General features: G+C 69.0%; 15 protein-coding genes. 11 read left to right on the top strand and 4 right to left on the bottom strand.

All coding sequences use genetic code 11. The annotated features are described in order from the left end of the window. The first annotated feature begins 9 nt into the window (after positions 1-9). Positions 10-681, top strand: a complete 672-nt coding sequence (locus ACWDUD_RS00360) for a response regulator (RefSeq protein WP_248673337.1) — start codon at positions 10-12, stop codon at positions 679-681. A gap of 78 nt (positions 682-759) precedes the next feature. Here the strand turns inward: ACWDUD_RS00360 and ACWDUD_RS00365 are convergent, their stop codons facing one another. Next, positions 760-1,611 carry a formate/nitrite transporter family protein gene (locus ACWDUD_RS00365; protein WP_197257360.1) on the bottom strand — a complete coding sequence of 284 codons (852 nt, stop codon included), beginning with the start codon at positions 1,609-1,611 and terminating at the stop codon, positions 760-762. A 209-nt stretch (positions 1,612-1,820) separates the two neighbouring features. Between ACWDUD_RS00365 and ACWDUD_RS00370 the strand changes: the two genes are divergently transcribed. The 3 genes from ACWDUD_RS00370 to ACWDUD_RS00380 are packed head-to-tail and all read left to right on the top strand — an operon-like array spanning position 1,821 to position 5,635. Then, positions 1,821-2,852 carry a 6-phosphofructokinase gene (locus tag ACWDUD_RS00370; protein WP_197257358.1) on the top strand — a complete coding sequence of 344 codons (1,032 nt, stop codon included), beginning with the start codon at positions 1,821-1,823 and terminating at the stop codon, positions 2,850-2,852. A 43-nt stretch (positions 2,853-2,895) separates the two neighbouring features. Next, the gene (gene gatB, locus ACWDUD_RS00375) at positions 2,896-4,404 is read left to right on the top strand and encodes an Asp-tRNA(Asn)/Glu-tRNA(Gln) amidotransferase subunit GatB (RefSeq protein WP_450108017.1); all 1,509 of its coding nucleotides are present in this window, start codon (positions 2,896-2,898) and stop codon (positions 4,402-4,404) included. 25 nt (positions 4,405-4,429) lie between these two features. Next, the gene (locus ACWDUD_RS00380) at positions 4,430-5,635 is read left to right on the top strand and encodes a cation:proton antiporter (RefSeq protein WP_450108018.1); all 1,206 of its coding nucleotides are present in this window, start codon (positions 4,430-4,432) and stop codon (positions 5,633-5,635) included. A 142-nt stretch (positions 5,636-5,777) separates the two neighbouring features. On the opposite strand, the gene ACWDUD_RS00385 is transcribed toward ACWDUD_RS00380, so the two are convergent. Continuing rightward, positions 5,778-6,929, bottom strand: a complete 1,152-nt coding sequence (locus ACWDUD_RS00385) for a PQQ-dependent sugar dehydrogenase (protein WP_450108019.1) — start codon at positions 6,927-6,929, stop codon at positions 5,778-5,780. 77 nt (positions 6,930-7,006) lie between these two features. Between ACWDUD_RS00385 and ACWDUD_RS00390 the strand changes: the two genes are divergently transcribed. Next, positions 7,007-7,759, top strand: coding sequence for a DoxX family protein (locus tag ACWDUD_RS00390; RefSeq protein WP_450108020.1), 753 nt, complete (start codon positions 7,007-7,009; stop codon positions 7,757-7,759). 56 nt (positions 7,760-7,815) lie between these two features. Here ACWDUD_RS00390 and ilvD read toward each other — a convergent pair whose 3' ends face one another. Together ilvD and ACWDUD_RS00400 are read right to left on the bottom strand one after the other, a co-directional pair. Next, complete coding sequence (gene ilvD / locus ACWDUD_RS00395) at positions 7,816-9,657, bottom strand: dihydroxy-acid dehydratase (RefSeq protein WP_450108021.1); 1,842 nt, start codon at positions 9,655-9,657, stop codon at positions 7,816-7,818. Positions 9,658-9,762: 105 nt separating this feature from the next. Then, positions 9,763-10,248: a PH domain-containing protein gene (locus tag ACWDUD_RS00400; protein WP_450108142.1), complete on the bottom strand. Its 486-nt coding sequence runs from the start codon at positions 10,246-10,248 to the stop codon at positions 9,763-9,765. Between the two features lie 264 nt (positions 10,249-10,512). Between ACWDUD_RS00400 and ACWDUD_RS00405 the strand changes: the two genes are divergently transcribed. The 6 genes from ACWDUD_RS00405 to ACWDUD_RS00430 all read left to right on the top strand — a co-directional run bounded on the left by ACWDUD_RS00405 (position 10,513) and on the right by ACWDUD_RS00430 (position 18,835). After that, entirely contained in the window at positions 10,513-12,450 is a 1,938-nt protein-coding gene (locus ACWDUD_RS00405) for an acetolactate synthase large subunit (protein ID WP_197257350.1), read from the top strand. Then, positions 12,447-12,950 (top strand): acetolactate synthase small subunit, encoded by a 504-nt coding sequence (gene ilvN / locus ACWDUD_RS00410; protein WP_197257348.1) that lies wholly within the window; start codon positions 12,447-12,449, stop codon positions 12,948-12,950. The genes ACWDUD_RS00405 and ilvN overlap by 4 nt, the downstream gene beginning before the upstream one ends. A gap of 37 nt (positions 12,951-12,987) precedes the next feature. After that, positions 12,988-14,001: a ketol-acid reductoisomerase gene (ilvC, locus tag ACWDUD_RS00415; RefSeq protein ID WP_197257346.1), complete on the top strand. Its 1,014-nt coding sequence runs from the start codon at positions 12,988-12,990 to the stop codon at positions 13,999-14,001. A 97-nt stretch (positions 14,002-14,098) separates the two neighbouring features. Continuing rightward, positions 14,099-15,823 (top strand): SulP family inorganic anion transporter, encoded by a 1,725-nt coding sequence (locus ACWDUD_RS00420; RefSeq protein ID WP_450108022.1) that lies wholly within the window; start codon positions 14,099-14,101, stop codon positions 15,821-15,823. 326 nt (positions 15,824-16,149) lie between these two features. Further along, entirely contained in the window at positions 16,150-17,742 is a 1,593-nt protein-coding gene (serA, locus tag ACWDUD_RS00425) for a phosphoglycerate dehydrogenase (protein WP_197257345.1), read from the top strand. A gap of 82 nt (positions 17,743-17,824) precedes the next feature. After that, positions 17,825-18,835 carry a 3-isopropylmalate dehydrogenase gene (locus tag ACWDUD_RS00430; protein ID WP_197257344.1) on the top strand — a complete coding sequence of 337 codons (1,011 nt, stop codon included), beginning with the start codon at positions 17,825-17,827 and terminating at the stop codon, positions 18,833-18,835. Positions 18,836-18,890: the final 55 nt, after the last annotated feature.

Genomic DNA, 18,890 nt, shown 5'->3' on the forward strand with positions numbered 1-18,890 from the left:
GTGGGGGTGATGACCGAGCCGCACGCACCCATCACCGTGTTCATCGCCGACGATCAGGCCATGGTCCGCCAGGGCTTCGGCGCGCTGCTCGCCGCGCAACCCGACATCAGTGTCGTCGGGGACGCCCCGGACGGGAAGGTCGCGGTGAGCGAGGTCGCGAGGTTGCGGCCCGACGTCGTGCTCATGGACGTGCGCATGCCGGAGATGAACGGCCTCGACGCTGCTCGGCACATCCTCGCCGACCGGCGCGAGCCGCGCTCGAAAGTGTTGATGCTCACCACATTCGACCTCGACGACTATGTGTACGAGGCGCTGGGGATGGGTGCGAGCGGGTTTCTGCTCAAGGACGCGCCGGCGGACGAACTCGTCCGGGCCGTACGGGTCGTCGCCGACGGGCAGGCGTTGCTGGCGCCGACGGTCACCCGCCGGCTCATCGCCGACGTGACCCGCCGGCGCGCGCCCCGTCGCAGCACCGCGCTCGACGTGCTGACCCCGCGCGAGACGGAAGTGCTCGAGCTGATCGCGCACGGCCTGTCGAACCAGGAGATCGCGCAACGGTTGTTCGTCGCCGAACAGACGGTCAAGACGCACGTCGGCAAGGTGCTCGGCAAGTTGCATCTGCGGGACCGCGCGCAGGCGGTTGTGGTGGCCTACGAGTCGGGGCTCGTCGTGCCCGGGTGACGGTCGGATCGGAACCGCGAAGGGGCCGGGCGTCCCGACCACGCCCGGCCCCTTCGTTCTCCGCGGAAGTGTTCGCGATCAGACCGTTTCGGTCTCCCGCTCCGGCGCGGGCGCGATCTCGACGGTGGCCCGCTTGGGCTGGGTGCGGACGTGGGTCGTGTAGATGGCCAGGCCGACGAAGACCAGTCCGCCCACGAGATTGCCGAGCACCGTCGGGATCTCGTTCCACACGAGGTAGTCGACGAGGGTGAAGTCGGCGCCGAGGAGCAGGCCGGACGGGAACAGGAACATGTTGACCACGGAGTGCTCGAATCCCATGTAGAAGAACAGCATGATCGGCAGCCACATGCCGAGCACCTTGCCGGTCACGTTCTTCGACATCATCGCGGCGACCACACCGGTCGAGACCATCCAGTTGCACAGCACGCCGCGCAGGAACAGCGTCGCCATGCCCGCGGCGCCGTGTTCGGCATAGCCGACGGTGCGTGACTCGCCGATGGTCATCAGCTTCTCGGCCACCTCGTTCGGCGGAATCGAATATCCGTAGGTGAGCACGAACGTGATGATCACGGCGACCATGAACGCCCCGGCGAAGTTGCCGACGAACACCAGTCCCCAGTTGCGCAGGACGCCGCCGATCGTCACGCCCGGACGGCGGTCCAGGTATGCGACCGGCGCGAGCGTGAACACCCCGGTGAGCAGGTCGAAACCGAGCAGGTAGAGCAGGCAGAAACCGACCGGGAACAGGGCCGCGCCGAGCAGGGCGTTACCCGTCTGGACGGTCACGGTGACCGCGAACGCCGCCGCGAGGGTGAGCAGCGCACCACCCATGAACGCGCGGATCAGCGTGTCGCGGGTGGACGTGAGGACTTTGCTATGGCCGGCGTCGACCATTGCGCGGGCCAGCTCGGCCGGTGGGACATAGGACACGGCAACCTCCTGTGGGATCGGAGAAAGTGTCGTGGGCCGCGGTGACCGGTGTGTTGCCTCGCCGTAAGTGCGCGTTGCGTTCCGCTCAGCGCGATCGCGGGTTCTCTGTGAGACTTTGCAGCGGGCAACGTTGCCGATCGAGATGACGCTCACGCCGCTTGCGGGCAGGATGACAGGAGCGACACGGATCCTCTGCAACGGAGGCGTACATGACGAAGGTCGGAATTCTCACCAGCGGCGGCGACTGCCCGGGACTCAATGCGGTGATCCGCGGCGCGGTCCTGAAAGGGGAGACCGTGTACGGCCAGGAGTTCGTCGGCTTCCTCGACGGATGGCGCGGACTCGTCGAGGGCGATGCGATGCCGCTCGACCGCAGTTCGGTGCGGGGCCTGTCGAACCAGGGCGGCACGATCCTCGGCACCAGCCGATTCGGGCCGTATCAGGGACCGCAGGGCGGCGCGCAGAACATCGCCCGCACCCTCGAGAAACTCGGTGTCGACGCGGTGGTGGCGATCGGCGGAGAAGGCACCGCGGCGGCGTCGAAACGACTGTTCGAGGAAGGAATCCCGATCGTCGGGGTTCCCAAGACGATCGACAACGACCTCGGCCGCACCGACTACACGTTCGGATTCGACACGGCCGTCGAGATCGCCACCGTCGCCATCGACCGCTTGCGCACCACCGGTAACTCGCACAAACGCTGCATGGTGCTCGAAGTGATGGGGCGGCACGCCGGGTGGATCGCCCTGCACTCGGGTACAGCGGGGGGCGCGCACGCGATCCTCATTCCCGAGCACCCGGAGAGCATCGACCAGATCTGCGCGTGGACGACGAGTGTGCGCGACCGCGGTCGCGCCCCGATGGTCGTCGTCGCCGAGGGCTTCACGCTGCCGGACATGACCGAGGCCCACTCGCACAAGGGTCTCGACGGATTCGATCGTCCGCGCCTCGGTGGTATCGCCGAGATCCTGGCCCCGATGATCGAGGAACGCACCGGCATCGAGACCCGTGCGACGGTGCTCGGTCACATCCAGCGCGGGGGAGTGCCCACCGCGTTCGATCGGGTCCTGGCGACCCGGCTCGGTATGGCCGTCACCGATCTCGTCGCCGACGAGGACTGGGGTCACATGGTGGCGCTGCACGGCACCCGCATCGTCCGCGTCGGGTTCGACGAGGCGCTCGCGCACCACAAGCTGGTGCCGGAGGAGCGATACCAGGAGATGCGGGTTCTGTTCGGCTGAGTGGTGGTGAGTGGGCCGGGTGGCGGCGTCTAAAATCGACCGCATGACTGCCGCCATGTCCGATGATCTGCTCGCCTACGACGACGTGCTCGCGAAGTTCGAGCCCGTGATGGGCATGGAGGTGCACGTCGAACTGCACACCGCCACCAAGATGTTCTGCGGCTGCCCGACCACGTTCGGTGCCGAGCCCAACACGCAGGTGTGCCCGGTGTGCCTGGGCCTGCCCGGATCGCTGCCCGTCGTCAACCAGGCTGCCGTCGAATCCGCCATCCGCATCGGCCTGGCGCTGAACTGCGAGATCACCCCGTGGGGCCGGTTCGCGCGCAAGAACTACTTCTACCCGGATCAGCCGAAGAACTACCAGATCTCGCAGTACGACGAGCCGATCGCGACGAACGGCTACCTCGACGTCGTGCTCGACGACGGCACCACGTGGCGGGTCGAGATCGAACGCGCCCACATGGAGGAGGACACCGGCAAGTCGCTGCACGTCGGCGGCGCGACCGGACGCATCCACGGGGCGAGCCACTCGCTGCTGGACTACAACCGTGCCGGTGTGCCGCTCGTCGAGATCGTCACCAAGCCGATCGTCGGTGCCGGTGAGCGTGCCCCCGAGGTCGCCCGCGCCTACGTCACCGCACTGCGCGATCTGCTGAAGGCCCTCGACGTGTCGGACGTGCGCATGGACCAGGGCTCGATGCGCTGCGACGCCAACCTCTCGCTCAACCCGATCGGCGCGGACGAGTTCGGTACCCGCACGGAGACCAAGAACGTGAACTCGCTCAAGTCCGTCGAGGTCGCGGTCCGCTACGAGATGCGCCGCCAGGCGGCGGTGCTCGTGGCCGGTGGCACGGTGGTCCAGGAGACCCGCCACTTCCAGGAGGCCGACGGCACGACCTCGCCCGGTCGCCGCAAGGAAACCGCAGAGGACTACCGCTACTTCCCGGAGCCGGATCTCGAGCCGGTCGCTCCGAGCGCCGAGTGGATCGAGGAACTGCGCGGCACCCTGCCGGAGCTGCCGTGGCTGCGCCGCGCCCGCATCCAGAAGGAATGGGGTGTCTCCGACGAGGAGATGCGCGACCTGGTCAACGCCGGTGCTCTCGACCTGGTGATCGCGACGACCGAGGCCGGGGCGCCCGCGTCCGAGGCCCGGTCCTGGTGGGTCGCCTACCTGACGCAGCAGGCCAACGCCCGCGAGGTGGAACTCGCGGATCTGCCGATCACCCCGGAGCAGGTCGCGAAGGTCATCGCGCTGGTCGCCGACGGCAAGCTCACCAACAAGCTCGCGCGGCAGGTCGTCGACGGTGTGCTCGCCGGCGAGGGCGAACCGGAGGAGGTCGTGGCCGCGCGCGGACTCGAGGTCGTGCGGGACGACTCGGCGCTGCAGGCCGCGGTCGACGAGGCGCTGGCCGCGAACCCCGACATCGCCGACAAGATCCGCTCCGGCAAGGTCCAGGCGGCCGGCAAGATCGTCGGCGACGTCATGAAGGCCACCCGCGGCCAGGCCGACCCGGCGCGCGTCAAGGAACTCGTCATCGCCGCGTGCAGTTGATCTTGGGCCGCTAACGTAGCGGTACATGGATGCCGCAGTCGCCCTTTCGCTGTTCTGGATCGTCGTGGCGGCTGTGGTCGCGCCGCTCGTCGCGGGAGCGGTGCCGCGTCGCCTCGTGCCGGAAGTGGTGCTGCTGCTCGTCGCGGGGGTCGTCATCGGTCCCAACGCGCTCGGCTTCGCCGAGGTCGACGGCGGGATCGAGATGCTCCGCGAACTCGGTCTGGGGCTGCTGTTCCTGCTCGCCGGCTACGAGATCGATCCCGCGGAGCTGCGCGGTCGCGGTGGTCGCCGCGCCCTGATCACGTGGTGCGTGTGCATGACACTGGCCCTGGCGACCGTCGCGGCGCTCGGCGCGGCCGGTCTCGTGAATGCCGAGGTCGCCGTCGCGATCGCGTTGACGTCGACCGCGCTGGGCACTCTGCTGCCGATCCTCGCGGACCGCGGGCTCGTCGACACCCCGCTCGGGCGGTCGGTGCTCAACCACGGAGCGGTCGGCGAGCTACTGCCCGTGATCGCGATGGCGACGCTGCTGGGCGCGCGCGGTGCGCTCGGATCCCTGCTGGTCCTCGCGGCGTTCGCGGTGGTCGCCGTGATCGTGGCACTGCTGCCGCCGCGGATCCTGCGGGAAGGATCGCAGTTCCTGGCATTCGTGCGACGCACCTCGATGACCACCGCCCAGACGTCGGTCCGGTTGACGATGCTGCTGCTCGTCGGGCTCATCACCCTCGCGGTCGTGTTCGACCTGGACGTGATCCTCGGCGCGTTCGCCGCGGGATTCATCCTGCGCCGGGCGATTCCGTCCGGCGACGTGCTGCTCGAGACGAAACTCGACGGACTTGCCTACGGGTTCCTCATCCCGATCTTCTTCGTCACCTCCGGGATGGCGATCGACGTGGGTGCCGTCGTCGAGAAACCCGGTGTGCTGATAGCGTTCCTGCTGTTGCTGATTCTGGTCCGGGGTGTGCCGGTGTTCGTGTCCGCACGCCTCGACCGCGACTCCCGCTTCGACACCGCGGAACAACTGCAGATCGCGCTGTACTCGACGACCGGGCTTCCGCTCATCGTCGCCGTCACCGGGGTCGCGGTCTCGGCGGGGGAGATGACGAACGGCAGTGCGTCGATTCTCGTTGCGGCCGGGGCGATCACGGTGCTGGTCCTTCCGATGGTCGCGGGGCTGCTCCAGCGATCCGATCGGCCGCAGTCGGTGAGTTCGCCGGACGCCGGTCGCTGAGGCTGCGAATAATCCCGAATTCACGACGTGTTTCGGAATTCGCCCACGCTGTAGCGTGAGCGAATTCGCACCCACCGCGTCGATTGTCGCCGAGAGTGGTTCTCCGGGACGCGAGACGGCGACGTCCGACGGTCTTTCCGGCTCAGTCGAATCCGCCACCGCCTGCCGGGAACTGGATGCGCACGACCCGATCGTCGTTCGGCCCCGGCTGGCCGCCGTCCTTGTTGACGGTCGAGACCCACAGCAACCCGTCGGCGCCGGCCGACGCGCCGCCCAGCCGCCCGTACCTGTCCTGCGCTGCGAGCACCGGGGCCGCGGTGACCGCGCCGGTACCCGGGTCGGTGGCGACCACCGACACCGCCTTGCCGTCGGTCAATGAGATCGCCACCGCATCGGGGCCGGCCGCGCATCCGGCGAGGCCGGGACGGTCCGGCCACGTCCACACCGGCGCGCCCGCGACGGAACCGTCCGACCCCACCCGCTGCAACCGGTCCTCGAGCGGCGTGCGGTCGGTGACCCACAGATTGCCGATCGGGTCACGGCACACGTCGCCGGCCGTTCCGATGCCGGACAGCACCACCGTCGGTGCGGGGGCAGGACCGCCCGGGGCGGGCAGCGGCACGCGCAGCAGCTTCCCGGCAAGCGACGCGGGATCTGTTGCGGCAGCAGGGTTTCCGACGTCTCCGGTGAGGACGGCCAGCTCGGTGGGGGTGACGAACTCGATGGCGCCGGCGTTACCGTTCGCGCCGCGTGGGATGCCGGTGAACACATCCTTGGGGACGTCGCCGGCGGCGATGCGCACCACCCGGTTGTCGGACGGTGTCGTGATGTACGCGTAGAGCAGCCGGTCCTCGCCGTAGCTGGGGGACAGGGTCAGGTCGAGGAGGCCTCCGTCGCCCGAGCCGTCCACCGGGATCGTTGCGATCTCGACGGGTTCGGTGCCGGGGGCGACCTGCAGGATCCGTCCGGTGCGCCGCTCGGCCACGAACGCGGAACTGCCGTCCGGCACGGTGACGAGCCCACCGGTGGTGTCGAGGCACGTGGCGACGACCGCGGGATCCGGATCCACACACGGGCCGGGAGGCACCGCAGGGACGGACGGTGTCGTCGACGTGGTCGGTGACTGCTCGAGCGGGCCGATGTCGGCACCGCCGTCGAACGACGGCTCCGGTGTGAACGGGGTCGTGGCCGCATCGTCGAACCGGGCACACGACGTGACCGTGGCGAACAGGCCGAGTGCCAGCACCAATGTCGGCAGTCGCCGCGAACCCCTCAACCGCGCACCCCTCGTCATGCCGCAAACGTTACCGGCACGCCGAGCGTCTCCTCGGTTCCCGGGTGCTCCCCGCCGCGCGACCTAGGCTGGACCACGTGAGCGACAAGGCGAAAGACCCAGTCCCGGAGCCGGCGCCGTACGACAATCCGACGCTCGAGCTGAACCGTCCACGTTCGTCGATGCTCGAATCCGACGACGACCTCGACCTGGATCAAAGGTCGTTCGAATCCCGCTCCGCCGGGGCGTTCGACGGCCCCACCGACCCGATCCATCGGCCGGAGATGCCGGTCGCGCCGGGATCGTACGAGGAGCCGGAACCGGTTGCCGCTGTGCCCCCGAAGGTACGGCGCGGCACCCTCGACCTCGGTTTGCTGATCCTGAGGCTGGCCGTCGGCGGCATCATGATCGTGCACGGGCTGCAGAAACTCACCGGATGGTGGGACGGACCCGGACTCGACGGATTCGAAGCGCTCGTCGAGGGCGCCGGCTACCGGTACTCGGAGATCCTCGCGATCGTCGGTGCGATCGGGGAGGTCGCGGCGGGGACCCTGCTGGTCCTGGGCCTGCTGACACCGCTCGCAGCGGCCGCCGTGGTCGCGATCATGATCAACGCGGTGCTGTTCAAACACCACCTCGAACCGGGCCTGCAGTACTTCGCGGCGGAGCAATCCGGTGTGGAGTTCGAGCTACTGCTCGGGGCGGCGGCGGTGGCGATCGTGCTGACCGGTCCCGGCCGGATCGCCGTCGACGGAGCACGTGGCTGGGCGACGCGCCCGTTCATCGGATCGTTCGTGGCACTGCTGCTCGGCGTCGCCGGCGGCGTGTGCCTCTGGCTTTTCGTGCGCTGACGCGCTCGTGCGCGGTTTCGGTAGCCGGAGCTACCGAAACCGCGCACGAGTACGAGCTACGGGAGCTGGCGGACGGCACCCTTGTCGGCGGAGGTCGCGAGCGCCGCGTAGGCGCGCAGGGCCTTCGACACGACACGGTCACGGGCGACCGGCTGCCACGGGTTCTCCGAGGCCTCCATCTTCGCGCGGCGCTCGGCGAGCACCTCGTCGTCGACGAGCACCTCGAGGGTGCGGGTCGCGACGTCGATGCGGATGCGGTCACCGTTCTCGACGAGACCGATCACACCGCCGGACGCGGCCTCGGGGGAGACGTGCCCGATGGACAGGCCCGACGTGCCACCGGAGAAGCGGCCGTCGGTGATCAGCGCGCACACCTTGCCGAGGCCCACGCCCTTGAGGAAGGACGTCGGGTGCAGCATCTCCTGCATGCCGGGACCACCCGCGGGGCCCTCGTAGCGCACGACCACGACATCGCCCGGCTTCACCTTCTTGCCGAGGATGACCGAGACGGCCTCCTCCTGCGACTCGACCACCAGGGCCGGTCCCTCGAAGCTGAACAGGTCCTCGTCGATACCGGCGGTCTTGAGGATCGCGCCGTCGACGGCAAGGTTGCCGCGCAGCACGCACAGGCCACCCTCGACCGTGTAGGCGTGCTCGATGTCACGGATGCAGCCACCGGCGGCGTCGGTGTCCAGCGACGCCCAGCGGTTGTCGGTCGAGAACGGCTCGGTGGTGCGAACCCCGCCGGGGGCGGCGTGGAACAGTTCGAGCGCCTCCTCGGTGGCCTTGCCGGACCGGATGTCCCACTCGTCGAGCCACTGGTCGAAACTCGCCGTGTGCACGGTGTGGACGTCCGTCTCGAGCAGGCCGCCGCGGCGGAGTTCACCGAGCAGCGCGGGGATTCCGCCCGCGCGGTGCACGTCCTCCATGTGGTAGTCGGAGTTCGGTGACACCTTCGACAGGCACGGAACCTTGCGGCTGATCGCGTCGATGGTCTCGAGGTCGAAGTCGACCTCGCCTTCCTGCGCGGCGGCGAGGGTGTGCAGCACGGTGTTCGTCGAACCGCCCATCGCGACGTCGAGTGCCATCGCGTTGCGGAACGCCGCCGGGGTGGCGATGTTGCGGGGCAGCACCGACTCGTCCTCGTCGCGGTAGTAACGCAGCGCCGCCTCGACGATCGTGGTGCCGGCCTTCTCGAACAGCGCGCGGCGGGCGGCGTGGGTGGCGAGGGTCGACCCGTTGCCCGGCAGCGCCAGGCCCAGCGCCTCGGTGAGGCAGTTCATCGAGTTCGCGGTGAACATGCCCGAGCACGAACCGCACGTCGGGCAGGCGCTGCGCTCGACCTCGTCGAGGCCCTCGTCGCTCACCGACTCGCTCGCGGACGCGGAGATCGCGGTGATCAGGTCGGTGGGGGCGTGGGCGACACCGTCGACGACGACCGCCTTGCCCGCTTCCATCGGACCGCCGGAGACGAAGATCGTCGGAATGTTCAGGCGCATGGCCGCATTGAGCATGCCCGGGGTGATCTTGTCGCAGTTGGAGATACACACCAGCGCATCGGCGGTGTGGGCGTTCACCATGTATTCGACCGAGTCGGCGATGATTTCGCGGCTCGGGAGCGAGTACAGCATGCCGCCGTGGCCCATCGCGATGCCGTCGTCGACGGCGATGGTGTGGAACTCGCGGGCGACGCCACCGGCGGCCCGGACCGCGTCGGCGACGATCTCGCCGACGTCCTTGAGGTGGACGTGTCCGGGCACGAACTGCGTGTAGGAGTTGGCGATCGCGACGATCGGCTTGCCGAAATCGGAGTCGGTCAGACCGGTGGCGCGCCACAGGGAGCGGGCACCGGCGGCGTTGCGTCCGACGGTGGTGGTGCGTGACCTCAACGGGGGCATGTGCAGGTTTCCTTCACAGGGCGGGTGGCTGCGCCTTCGGCTGTCGGGCCGGCTGCCGGGCTGCGGCAGGGGCCGGGGTGCAGCGGTGTCGAATTTACCGTTGTGCTATTTCGATGCGTCATCCGACTCGGCGGCCGGGTCTTCCTCGGCTTCACGCTCCGCGGCCTCGGCGCGGGCGGCGTCGGCCGCGGCATACGGATCGGTGATGCGTCCGCCACTGGCCTCGGCGAGCTCGGGGAGCCGGCCGAACGTGACGACGGGAAGCGGAACCTCGGATCCGTCGGTGAGGGTCGCGCGCGCCCAGCCGCGCTTGGGGAAGCGGATTCCCGCGAGTGCGCCCCACCCGATGCGGGTCGTCGAGAACGTGGCGCGGGCAGTGATGCCGTCGGGTCCGACGACGGTGCGTACGCGCAGGATCCACGCGAGCACGAGAAACGGGATCACCAGCATCCAGGAGAACGCCGCGGGCCAGGCCATCGCGGGCGAGGCCACCGCAAGGAGCAGGATGCCGCACGCGAGCAGCGACAATCGGGAAATCCGAATGACGCGCGTCGCCGATTCCGGCGTGTGGGATGATGAACGCGGTGGCACGGGCTGCTGGGAGGATGACACCTCACCATCTTCGCATTGCAGCCGAGGCATCTCACATTCTGGGACAGACGACCGAACCAAGTTGACTGTCTGCTTCGCGCGCGCCTACCGTCTAGCGCGTGAATAAGAATGGGTTGCTCGTAATCGGCCGGCGCGTCGTCGCCTGAGCCGCATACCGCAACTCGCCCACGACGCGCCACCCTCGTACAGCAGATGCTGACGAGGGTTTTTTGTTGCCCGGAGCCAGAATCAGAGGAATTCGCAGTGAGCGCACCAACCGCACGGCCTCAACCCTCGCCGCGAAAGCCGGGGTCCACCCCGACTACCGCAGCCGCCGCAGCGCAGCCCGGAACTCGCCGCCAGGTCGCGCCCGAGCGGGTCACCGGAGCCCAGTCGGTCGTCCGAGCCCTCGAGGAGCTCGAGGTCGACACGGTCTTCGGCATCCCCGGTGGTGCGATCCTTCCCGTCTACGATCCGCTGTTCGATTCCAAGCGGGTCCGTCACGTCCTCGTTCGTCATGAGCAGGGCGGCGGTCACGCCGCAACCGGATATGCGCAGGCCACCGGCAAGGTCGGTGTGTGCATGGCCACCTCCGGCCCCGGCGCCACCAACCTCGTGACCCCGCTCGCCGACGCCCAGATGGACTCCGTCCCGATCGTCGCGATCACGGGCCAGGTCGGCCGCGGTCTCATCGGCACCGACGCCTTCCAGGAAGCGGACATCTCCGGCATCACCATGCCGGTGACCAAGCACAACTTCCTCGTCACCGACGGCGCCGACATCCCGCGCATCCTCGCCGAGGCCTTCTACATCGCCGCGTCCGGCCGCCCCGGCGCCGTCCTCGTCGACATCCCCAAGGACATCCTGCAGGCGCAGACCACCTTCAGCTGGCCGCCGGAGATGCACCTGCCCGGCTACCGCCCGGTGACCAAGCCGCACGGCAAGCAGGTCCGCGAGGCCGCGCGCCTGATCGCCGAGGCGAAGAACCCGGTGCTGTACGTCGGCGGCGGCGTCATCAAGGCCGACGCGTCCGCCGAGCTGCTCGAGCTCGCCGAACTGACCGGCATCCCCGTCGTCACCACCCTGATGGCGCGCGGCGCATTCCCGGACACCCACCGCCTCAACTGCGGCATGCCCGGTATGCACGGCACCGTCGCGGCGGTCGCGGCTCTGCAGAAGAGCGACCTGCTCGTCACGCTCGGCGCCCGCTTCGACGACCGCGTGACCGGTCAGCTCGACTCGTTCGCGCCGGACGCGAAGGTCATCCACGCCGACATCGACCCCGCCGAGATCGGCAAGAACCGGCACGCGGACGTCCCGATCGTCGGCGACTGCCGCGAGGTCCTCGTCGAACTCGTCGAGGCGATCCGTGCGGATCTGGCCACCGGCACCAAGCTCGACTACGCGCAGTGGTGGGAATACCTCGACGACATCCGTCGCACCTACCCGCTGAGCTACGACCGTCCCGCCGACGGTTCCCTGTCGCCGCAGTACGTCATCCAGGCCGTCGGCAAGCTCGCCGGTCCGGACGCCATCTACTGCGCCGGCGTCGGCCAGCACCAGATGTGGGCTGCGCAGTTCGTCGACTACGAGAAGCCGCGCACGTGGCTGAACTCCGGTGGTCTCGGCACCATGGGCTACGCCGTGCCGGCCGCCCTCGGCGCCAAGATGGGCAAGCCCGAGGCCGAGGTGTGGGCGATCGACGGTGACGGCTGCTTCCAGATGACCAACCAGGAACTCGCGACCTGCGCCGTCGAGGGTGTGCCGATCAAGGTCGCGCTCATCAACAACGGCAATCTCGGCATGGTCCGTCAGTGGCAGACGCTGTTCTACGACCAGCGCTACTCGAACACCGAGCTCGGTACCCACGGTGAGGTCCGGATCCCGGACTTCGTCAAGCTCGCCGAGGCCCTCGGCTGCGTCGGCATCCGGGTCGAGCGCGAAGAGGACGTCGAGCCCGCCATCCGCCAGGCCCAGGCCATCAACGACCGCCCGGTCGTCATCGACTTCATCGTCGGTAAGGACGCCCAGGTGTGGCCGATGGTCGCCGCCGGCACCAGCAATGACGAAATCATGGCGGCGCGGGGCATCCGCCCGCTGTTCGACGACGACGAGGCCGCCGCCGAGCCCGCCGTCATCCACGAGGCCATGAACCGCGAGCAGGCCGCCACCGATTCCGCAGCAGGAGAGGATCGTCAGTGAGCACGAGTCACACCCTCAGCGTTCTCGTCGAGGACAAGCCGGGCGTGCTGGCCCGTGTCGCGGCCCTGTTCTCGCGGCGCGGATTCAACATCGAATCCCTCGCCGTCGGGGGAACCGAGGTGCCCGACATCTCCCGCATGACGATCGTCGTGACCGTCGACGAGTTCCCGCTCGAACAGGTCACCAAGCAGCTCAACAAGCTGGTCAACGTCATCAAGATCGTCGAGCAGGAGGGCGAGGCGTCGGTGGCGCGCGAGCTCGTGCTCATCAAGGTCCGTGCGGACGCCAGCGTCCGCACCCAGGTCATCGAGACGGTGAACCTGTTCCGCGCCAAGGTGATCGACGTCTCTCCGGAGTCGCTGACCATCGAGGCCACCGGCACCCGCTCGAAGCTCGACGCGCTTCTGCGGATGCTCGAGCCGTACGGCATCCGCGAGATCGTGCAGTCCGGTGTCGTCGCCGTCGGACGTGGTCCCAAGTCGATCACGGCCACCCGTTAGCCTGAACACACCCCAATTGCTGAAAGAGGTAGGAACTGTGGCAGTCGAGCTTTTCTACGACGACAACGCCGATCTGTCGATCATCCAGGGCCGCAAGGTCGCGGTGATCGGCTACGGCAGCCAGGGGCACGCGCATTCGCTGAGCCTGCGTGACTCGGGCGTCGAGGTGCGCATCGGTCTCAAGGAAGGCTCGAAGTCGCGGGCCAAGGCCGAAGAAGCCGGCCTCACCGTCGGAACCCCCGCCGAGGTTTCGGAGTGGGCCGACGTGATCATGCTGCTCGCCCCCGACACGGCGCAGGCGTCGATCTTCAAGAACGACATCGAGCCGAACCTGAAGGACGGCGACGCGCTGTTCTTCGGCCACGGCCTGAACATCCACTTCGGCCTGATCAAGGCTCCGGAGTTCGTCACCGTCGGCATGGTCGCCCCCAAGGGCCCCGGCCACCTGGTGCGTCGTCAGTTCGTCGACGGCAAGGGCGTGCCCGCGCTCATCGCCATCCACCAGGACCCGAAGGGCGAGGGCGAGGCTCTGGCCCTGTCCTACGCGAAGGGCATCGGCGGCACCCGCGCCGGCGTCATCAAGACCACCTTCAAGGAAGAGACCGAGACCGACCTGTTCGGTGAGCAGGCCGTCCTCTGCGGTGGCACCGAGGAGCTCGTCAAGACCGGCTTCGACGTCCTCGTCGAGGCGGGCTACGCCCCGGAGATGGCGTACTTCGAGTGCCTGCACGAGCTCAAGCTCATCGTCGACCTCATGTACGAGGGTGGCATCGCGCGCATGAACTACTCGGTGTCCGACACCGCCGAGTTCGGTGGCTACCTCTCCGGCCCGCGCGTCATCGACGCCGGCACCAAGGAGCGCATGAAGGACATCCTCAAGGACATCCAGGACGGCACCTTCGTCAAGCGTCTCGTCGCCAACGTCGAGAACGGCAACAAGGAGCTCGAGGGCCTGCGCAAGCAGAACGCCGAGCACGGCATCGAGGTCGTCGGCAAGCAGCTGCGCGACCTGATGAGCTGGGTCGATCGCCCGATCACCGAGACCGCATAAGCAGTTTCGTCCTCTGCCGGCCCGGCACCCGACTTCGGGTGCCGGGCCGGCGGCGTTCGTGGCGGATACGCCGGTGTGTTCGGTGGATAATGTGCCGATGTCCTGGAGCCTGGGCCTCGATCGACTGCCGGGGGTCGTCACGGTCCGCACCTACCGTCGCGAGTGGTTGCGCCCGGACGTCACCGCCGGCCTCGCGCTGATCGGGCTGCTGATCCCGGCGGGCATGGGGTACGCGACCGCGGCGGGGCTGCCCGCGTACACGGGGCTCTACGCGACGATCGTGCCGCTGCTCGCGTACGCGATCGTCGGGCCGTCCCGGGTGCTCGTGCTCGGCCCCGACTCGGCTCTGGCCCCGTTGATCGCGGCGGCCGTGCTCCCGCTCGCCGCTGCCTCCGGTGATCCGCAGCGGGCAGTCGCACTGGCCGGTGTGCTCGCCGTGCTCGTGGGGACCGTCCTGCTCGTCGCGGGGTTCCTGCGTCTGGGTTTCGTCACCGATCTGCTGTCCAAGCCGATCCGGATCGGATACCTCAACGGCATCGCGCTCGTCGTCGTGATCGGACAGTTGCCCACACTGCTCGGCATCGACGTCGATGCGGACGACGTACTCGGCCGGATCGGCACCGTCGCCGGGGAAGCGGTCACCGGAGGCATCGACCTGCTCGCCACCGCCGTGGGCGTCGGCTCGCTGGCCGTCATGGTGACGTGCCGGATGCTGCGGATCCGGATACCCGGGGTGCTCGTTGCGGTTGTCGGCGCGATCGCGCTGTCCGCCGTGCTCGGTCTCGGCGACGACATCGCAATGGTCGGTGCGCTGCCCCGCGGCCTGCCCGCCCCGTCCTTCGGCGGGGTGGGGTGGAACGACGTGGTCACCATGCTCGGTCCCGCCGTCGCGATCGCCCTCATCGCCTTCGCCGACACCGCGGTGCTGTCCCGGACGTTCGCCGCCCGGCGCGGCGCCGACGTGGACGGCAGCGCGGAGATGCGGGCGATGGGCGTGGCCAACATCGCCGGCGGATTGTTCGGCGGATTCCCGATCTCCGCAAGTTCTTCCCGGACACCGGTGGCGGAGCAGAACGGTGCGCGGACCCAGCTCGTGGGCGTCGTCGGCGCCCTCGGTGTGCTCGCGTTCGTGCTGCTCGTGCCCGGTCTGACGGCGTACCTGCCGCAGGCCGCGCTCGCCGCGGTCGTGCTGGTCGCGGCGGCGGCGCTCATCGACGTGCGGGGTCTGGTCACGATGTGGCGGATGAGCCGCGTCGAGGCCGGTCTCGCCGTCGCGGCGTTCCTCGGAGTCGCGCTCGTCGGGGTGCTCGAAGGCATCCTGGTCGCTATCGGGCTGTCCCTGCTGACGGTCGTGGTCCGAGCGTGGCAGCCCTATCGCACGGAACTGGTGGAACTGGACGGGGTTCCGGGCCTCCACGACATCACCCGGCATCCCGAGGGGCATCGGATTCCGGGACTGGTGATCGCGCGGTTCGACGCCCCGCTGTTCTTCGCCAACGGTGATCTCCTCGACCGCCACGTGCGGGAACTGGTGGCGCACGCGCCGACGCCCGTCGAGTGGGTGGTGATCGCCGCCGAACCGATCACCGGCCTCGACACCACCGCCGTCGACGAACTCGTCGACCTGGACCGCTATCTGGCGAGCAAGGGAATCCGGTTGGCGTTCGCGGCGATGAAAGGCCCCATCAAGGACAAACTGGTGCAGTTCGGGGTGGGGGATCGGTTCGACGCGACACACTTTCACCCGACCGTGCGCGCGGCGGTCACCGCGTTCCGGGAACAGCGACGCGCGGCCGGCGAACCGGACAGTACTGATCGGTGAAACATCCAGCGCGAGAACAACACTCGACCGAGAGTTCGCGAATCATGCACCGGGCGAGCGATTTCTCGTGAAATCGGATTCGGGCATACGAGACGAACTCGAGGGCTCCCGCCGACCCGGCGTAATCGAAATCACCTCCGACGTGCGCCGGGGGTCGCATCACACCGATCGAGGCGTGTCGTACCACCTGGTAGGACAACCCCGGGTCGCGCACCCACGCGGAGGTGGGGGGTTCTAAACTCGACGCTGTCACGGCTGTGCCGCGTGCCGAGAAGGGTGTGCGCGCCGTCGACGCCCGCAGACAATCAACTACAGGGAGTTCGCACGTGAGCCAGAATGGCCGTCCCGTTGTCCTGATCGCCGACAAGCTCGCGCAATCGACCGTCGATGCGCTCGGCGACGGTGTCGAGGTGCGCTGGGTCGACGGCCCGGACCGCCCCGCGCTTCTCGCGGCTGTGCCCGACGCCGACGCCCTGCTCGTCCGTTCCGCCACCACCGTCGACGCCGAGGTGCTCGCCGCCGCGACGAAGCTCAAGATCGTCGGCCGCGCCGGTGTCGGCCTGGACAACGTGGACATCCCCGCCGCCACCGAGCGTGGCGTCATGGTCGTGAACGCGCCGACCTCGAACATCCACTCGGCCGCCGAGCACGCCGTCTCGCTGCTGCTGTCGACCGCGCGTCAGATCCCGGCCGCCGACCGCACCCTGCGTGAGAAGACCTGGAAGCGCTCGAGCTTCAACGGCACCGAGATCCTCGGCAAGACCGTCGGTGTCGTCGGCCTGGGCCGCATCGGCCAGCTCTTCGCGCAGCGCCTCGCCGCCTTCGAGACCACGGTCATCGCGTACGACCCCTACCTGCCCGCCGCGCGCGCCGCGCAGCTCGGCATCGAGCTGGTCGACATCGACGAGCTCGTCGAGCGCGCCGACTTCATCTCGGTGCACCTGCCCAAGACGAAAGAAACCGCCGGCCTGATCAACGCCGAGCGTCTGGCCCGGGCCAAGGACGGCGTCATCATCGTCAACGCCGCCCGCGGTGGCCTGATCGACGAGGCCGCGCTCCACGACGCGCTCGTCTCCGGCAAGGTTCGCGGCGCCGGCCTCGACGTGTTCAGCACCGAGCCGTGCACCGACTCGCCGCTGTTCGAGCTGGACAACGTCGTGGTGACCCCGCACCTGGGTGCCTCCACCGCCGAGGCGCAGGACCGCGCCGGCACCGACGTCGCCAAGAGCGTGCTGCTGGCCCTGGCCGGCGAGTTCGTGCCGGACGCCGTCAACGTCTCCGGCGGCCCGGTCGGCGAAGAGGTCGCACCGTGGCTCGAACTCGTCCGCAAGCTCGGCCTGCTCGCCGGCACGCTCTCGCCGGAGGCCGTGCAGAACGTGCAGGTCGTCGTCAGCGGTGAGCTCTCCGCCGAGAACGTCGACATCCTCGGGCTCGCGGCTCTGCGCGGCCTGTTCTCCGCCAGCAGCGACGAGGCCGTGACCTTCGTCAACGCTCCGCAGCTCGCCGAGCAGCGCGGCGTGAGCGTCGAGGTCGACAAGCACAGCGAGGCGCAGACGCACCGCAGCGCCGTCGAGGTGCGTGCCGTGGCCGCCGACGGCTCCGTCACCGCGGTCGCGGGTGCGCTGACCGGCCTGCAGCAGGTCGAGAAGATCGTCAACATCAACGGCCGCAGCTTCGACCTGCGCGCCGAGGGCCACAACATCATCGTGCACTACGAGGACCGTCCGGGCGTGCTCGGCATCCTCGGCACGATCCTCGGCAACGCGTCCATCGACATCCAGGCCGCTGCGCTGAGCCAGGACGTCGAGGGGTCGGGTGCCACCGTCATCCTGCGCGTGGACCGCGTGGTCGGCGACGCCGAGGTCGCCCAGATCGTCGAGAAGCTCGACGCCCGCGTCGCGCAGGTCGATCTGTCCTGATCCATCCCGTGCTTCACCCCCCGGTGGCCGCGACCGTCTGCACGGTCGCGGCCACCGTCGCACAAGGAAGTGAGTAGAGCCCATGAAGCTTGCGGTCATCCCCGGTGACGGCATCGGTATCGAGGTCACGGCCGAAGCACTGAAGGTGCTGCGGAAGCTCGTGCCCGACCTCGAGACCACCGAATACGACCTCGGTGCTCGCCGGTACAACGCCACCGGTGAACTCCTGCCGGAGGCGGACCTCGCCGCCATCCGCGAACACGACGCGATCCTGCTCGGCGCGATCGGCGACCCGTCGGTCACCCCCGGCATCCTGGAGCGTGGACTGCTGCTGAACATGCGGTTCGCTCTCGACCACCACGTGAACCTGCGTCCGTCGCGGCTGTACCCGGGAACGGCGTCGCCGCTCGCCGGTAACCCGGAGATGGATTTCGTCGTGGTTCGCGAAGGCACCGAAGGCCCGTACACCGGCAACGGTGGCGCCATCCGCGTCGGCACCCCGCACGAGATCGCCACCGAGGTGTCGATCAACACGTGGTTCGGCGCCGAGCGCGTCGTGCGCTACGCGTTCGAGCTGGCGCAGAGCCGCCGCAAGCACCTGACGCTCATCCACAAGACGAACGTGCTCTCCAACGCCGGGGCCATCTGGACCCGCGCGGTCGAGACGGTCGGCGCCGAGTACCCGGAGGTCGAGACGGCGTATTGCCACATCGACGCCGCGACGATCTACATGGTCACCGATCCCGGCCGGTTCGACGTCATCGTCACCGACAACCTGTTCGGCGACATCATCACCGACCTGGCCGGTGCGGTCACCGGTGGCATCGGCCTGGCCGCCAGCGGCAACATCGACGCCTCCGGCACCAACCCGTCGATGTTCGAGCCGGTGCACGGCAGCGCCCCGGACATCGCCGGCAAGGGAATCGCAGACCCGACCGCGGCGATCCTGTCGGCGGCCCTGCTGCTGCGTCACCTCGGTCGTGAGGACGACGCGGCCCGCATCGAAGCGGCCGTCGAGGCGGATCTCGCCGCACGCGGCACCGGCCCCATCGTGACCGGCGAGGTCGGCGATCGGATCGCGGCAGCGCTCTGAGACAGCGTTTTCCGGCAGTGCTCCGAGAAAGGGTCCCTCCGGCGGGCGGCCGGCG

This window comes from Rhodococcus sp. NPDC003382, assembly GCF_053589135.1.

Excerpts from the sequence above, each read along its gene's own strand:
- ACWDUD_RS00370 (WP_197257358.1), top strand. The coding sequence starts at position 1,821 with ATGACGAAGGTCGGAATTCTCACCAGCGGCGGCGACTGCCCGGGACTC.
- ACWDUD_RS00360 (WP_248673337.1), top strand. The coding sequence starts at position 10 with ATGACCGAGCCGCACGCACCCATCACCGTGTTCATCGCCGACGATCAG.
- ACWDUD_RS00380 (WP_450108018.1), top strand. The coding sequence starts at position 4,430 with ATGGATGCCGCAGTCGCCCTTTCGCTGTTCTGGATCGTCGTGGCGGCT.
- gatB (WP_450108017.1), top strand. The coding sequence starts at position 2,896 with ATGACTGCCGCCATGTCCGATGATCTGCTCGCCTACGACGACGTGCTC.
- ACWDUD_RS00385 (WP_450108019.1), bottom strand. The coding sequence starts at position 6,929 with ATGACGAGGGGTGCGCGGTTGAGGGGTTCGCGGCGACTGCCGACATTG.
- ACWDUD_RS00430 (WP_197257344.1), top strand. The coding sequence starts at position 17,825 with ATGAAGCTTGCGGTCATCCCCGGTGACGGCATCGGTATCGAGGTCACG.
- ACWDUD_RS00420 (WP_450108022.1), top strand. The coding sequence starts at position 14,099 with ATGTCCTGGAGCCTGGGCCTCGATCGACTGCCGGGGGTCGTCACGGTC.
- ilvD (WP_450108021.1), bottom strand. The coding sequence starts at position 9,657 with ATGCCCCCGTTGAGGTCACGCACCACCACCGTCGGACGCAACGCCGCC.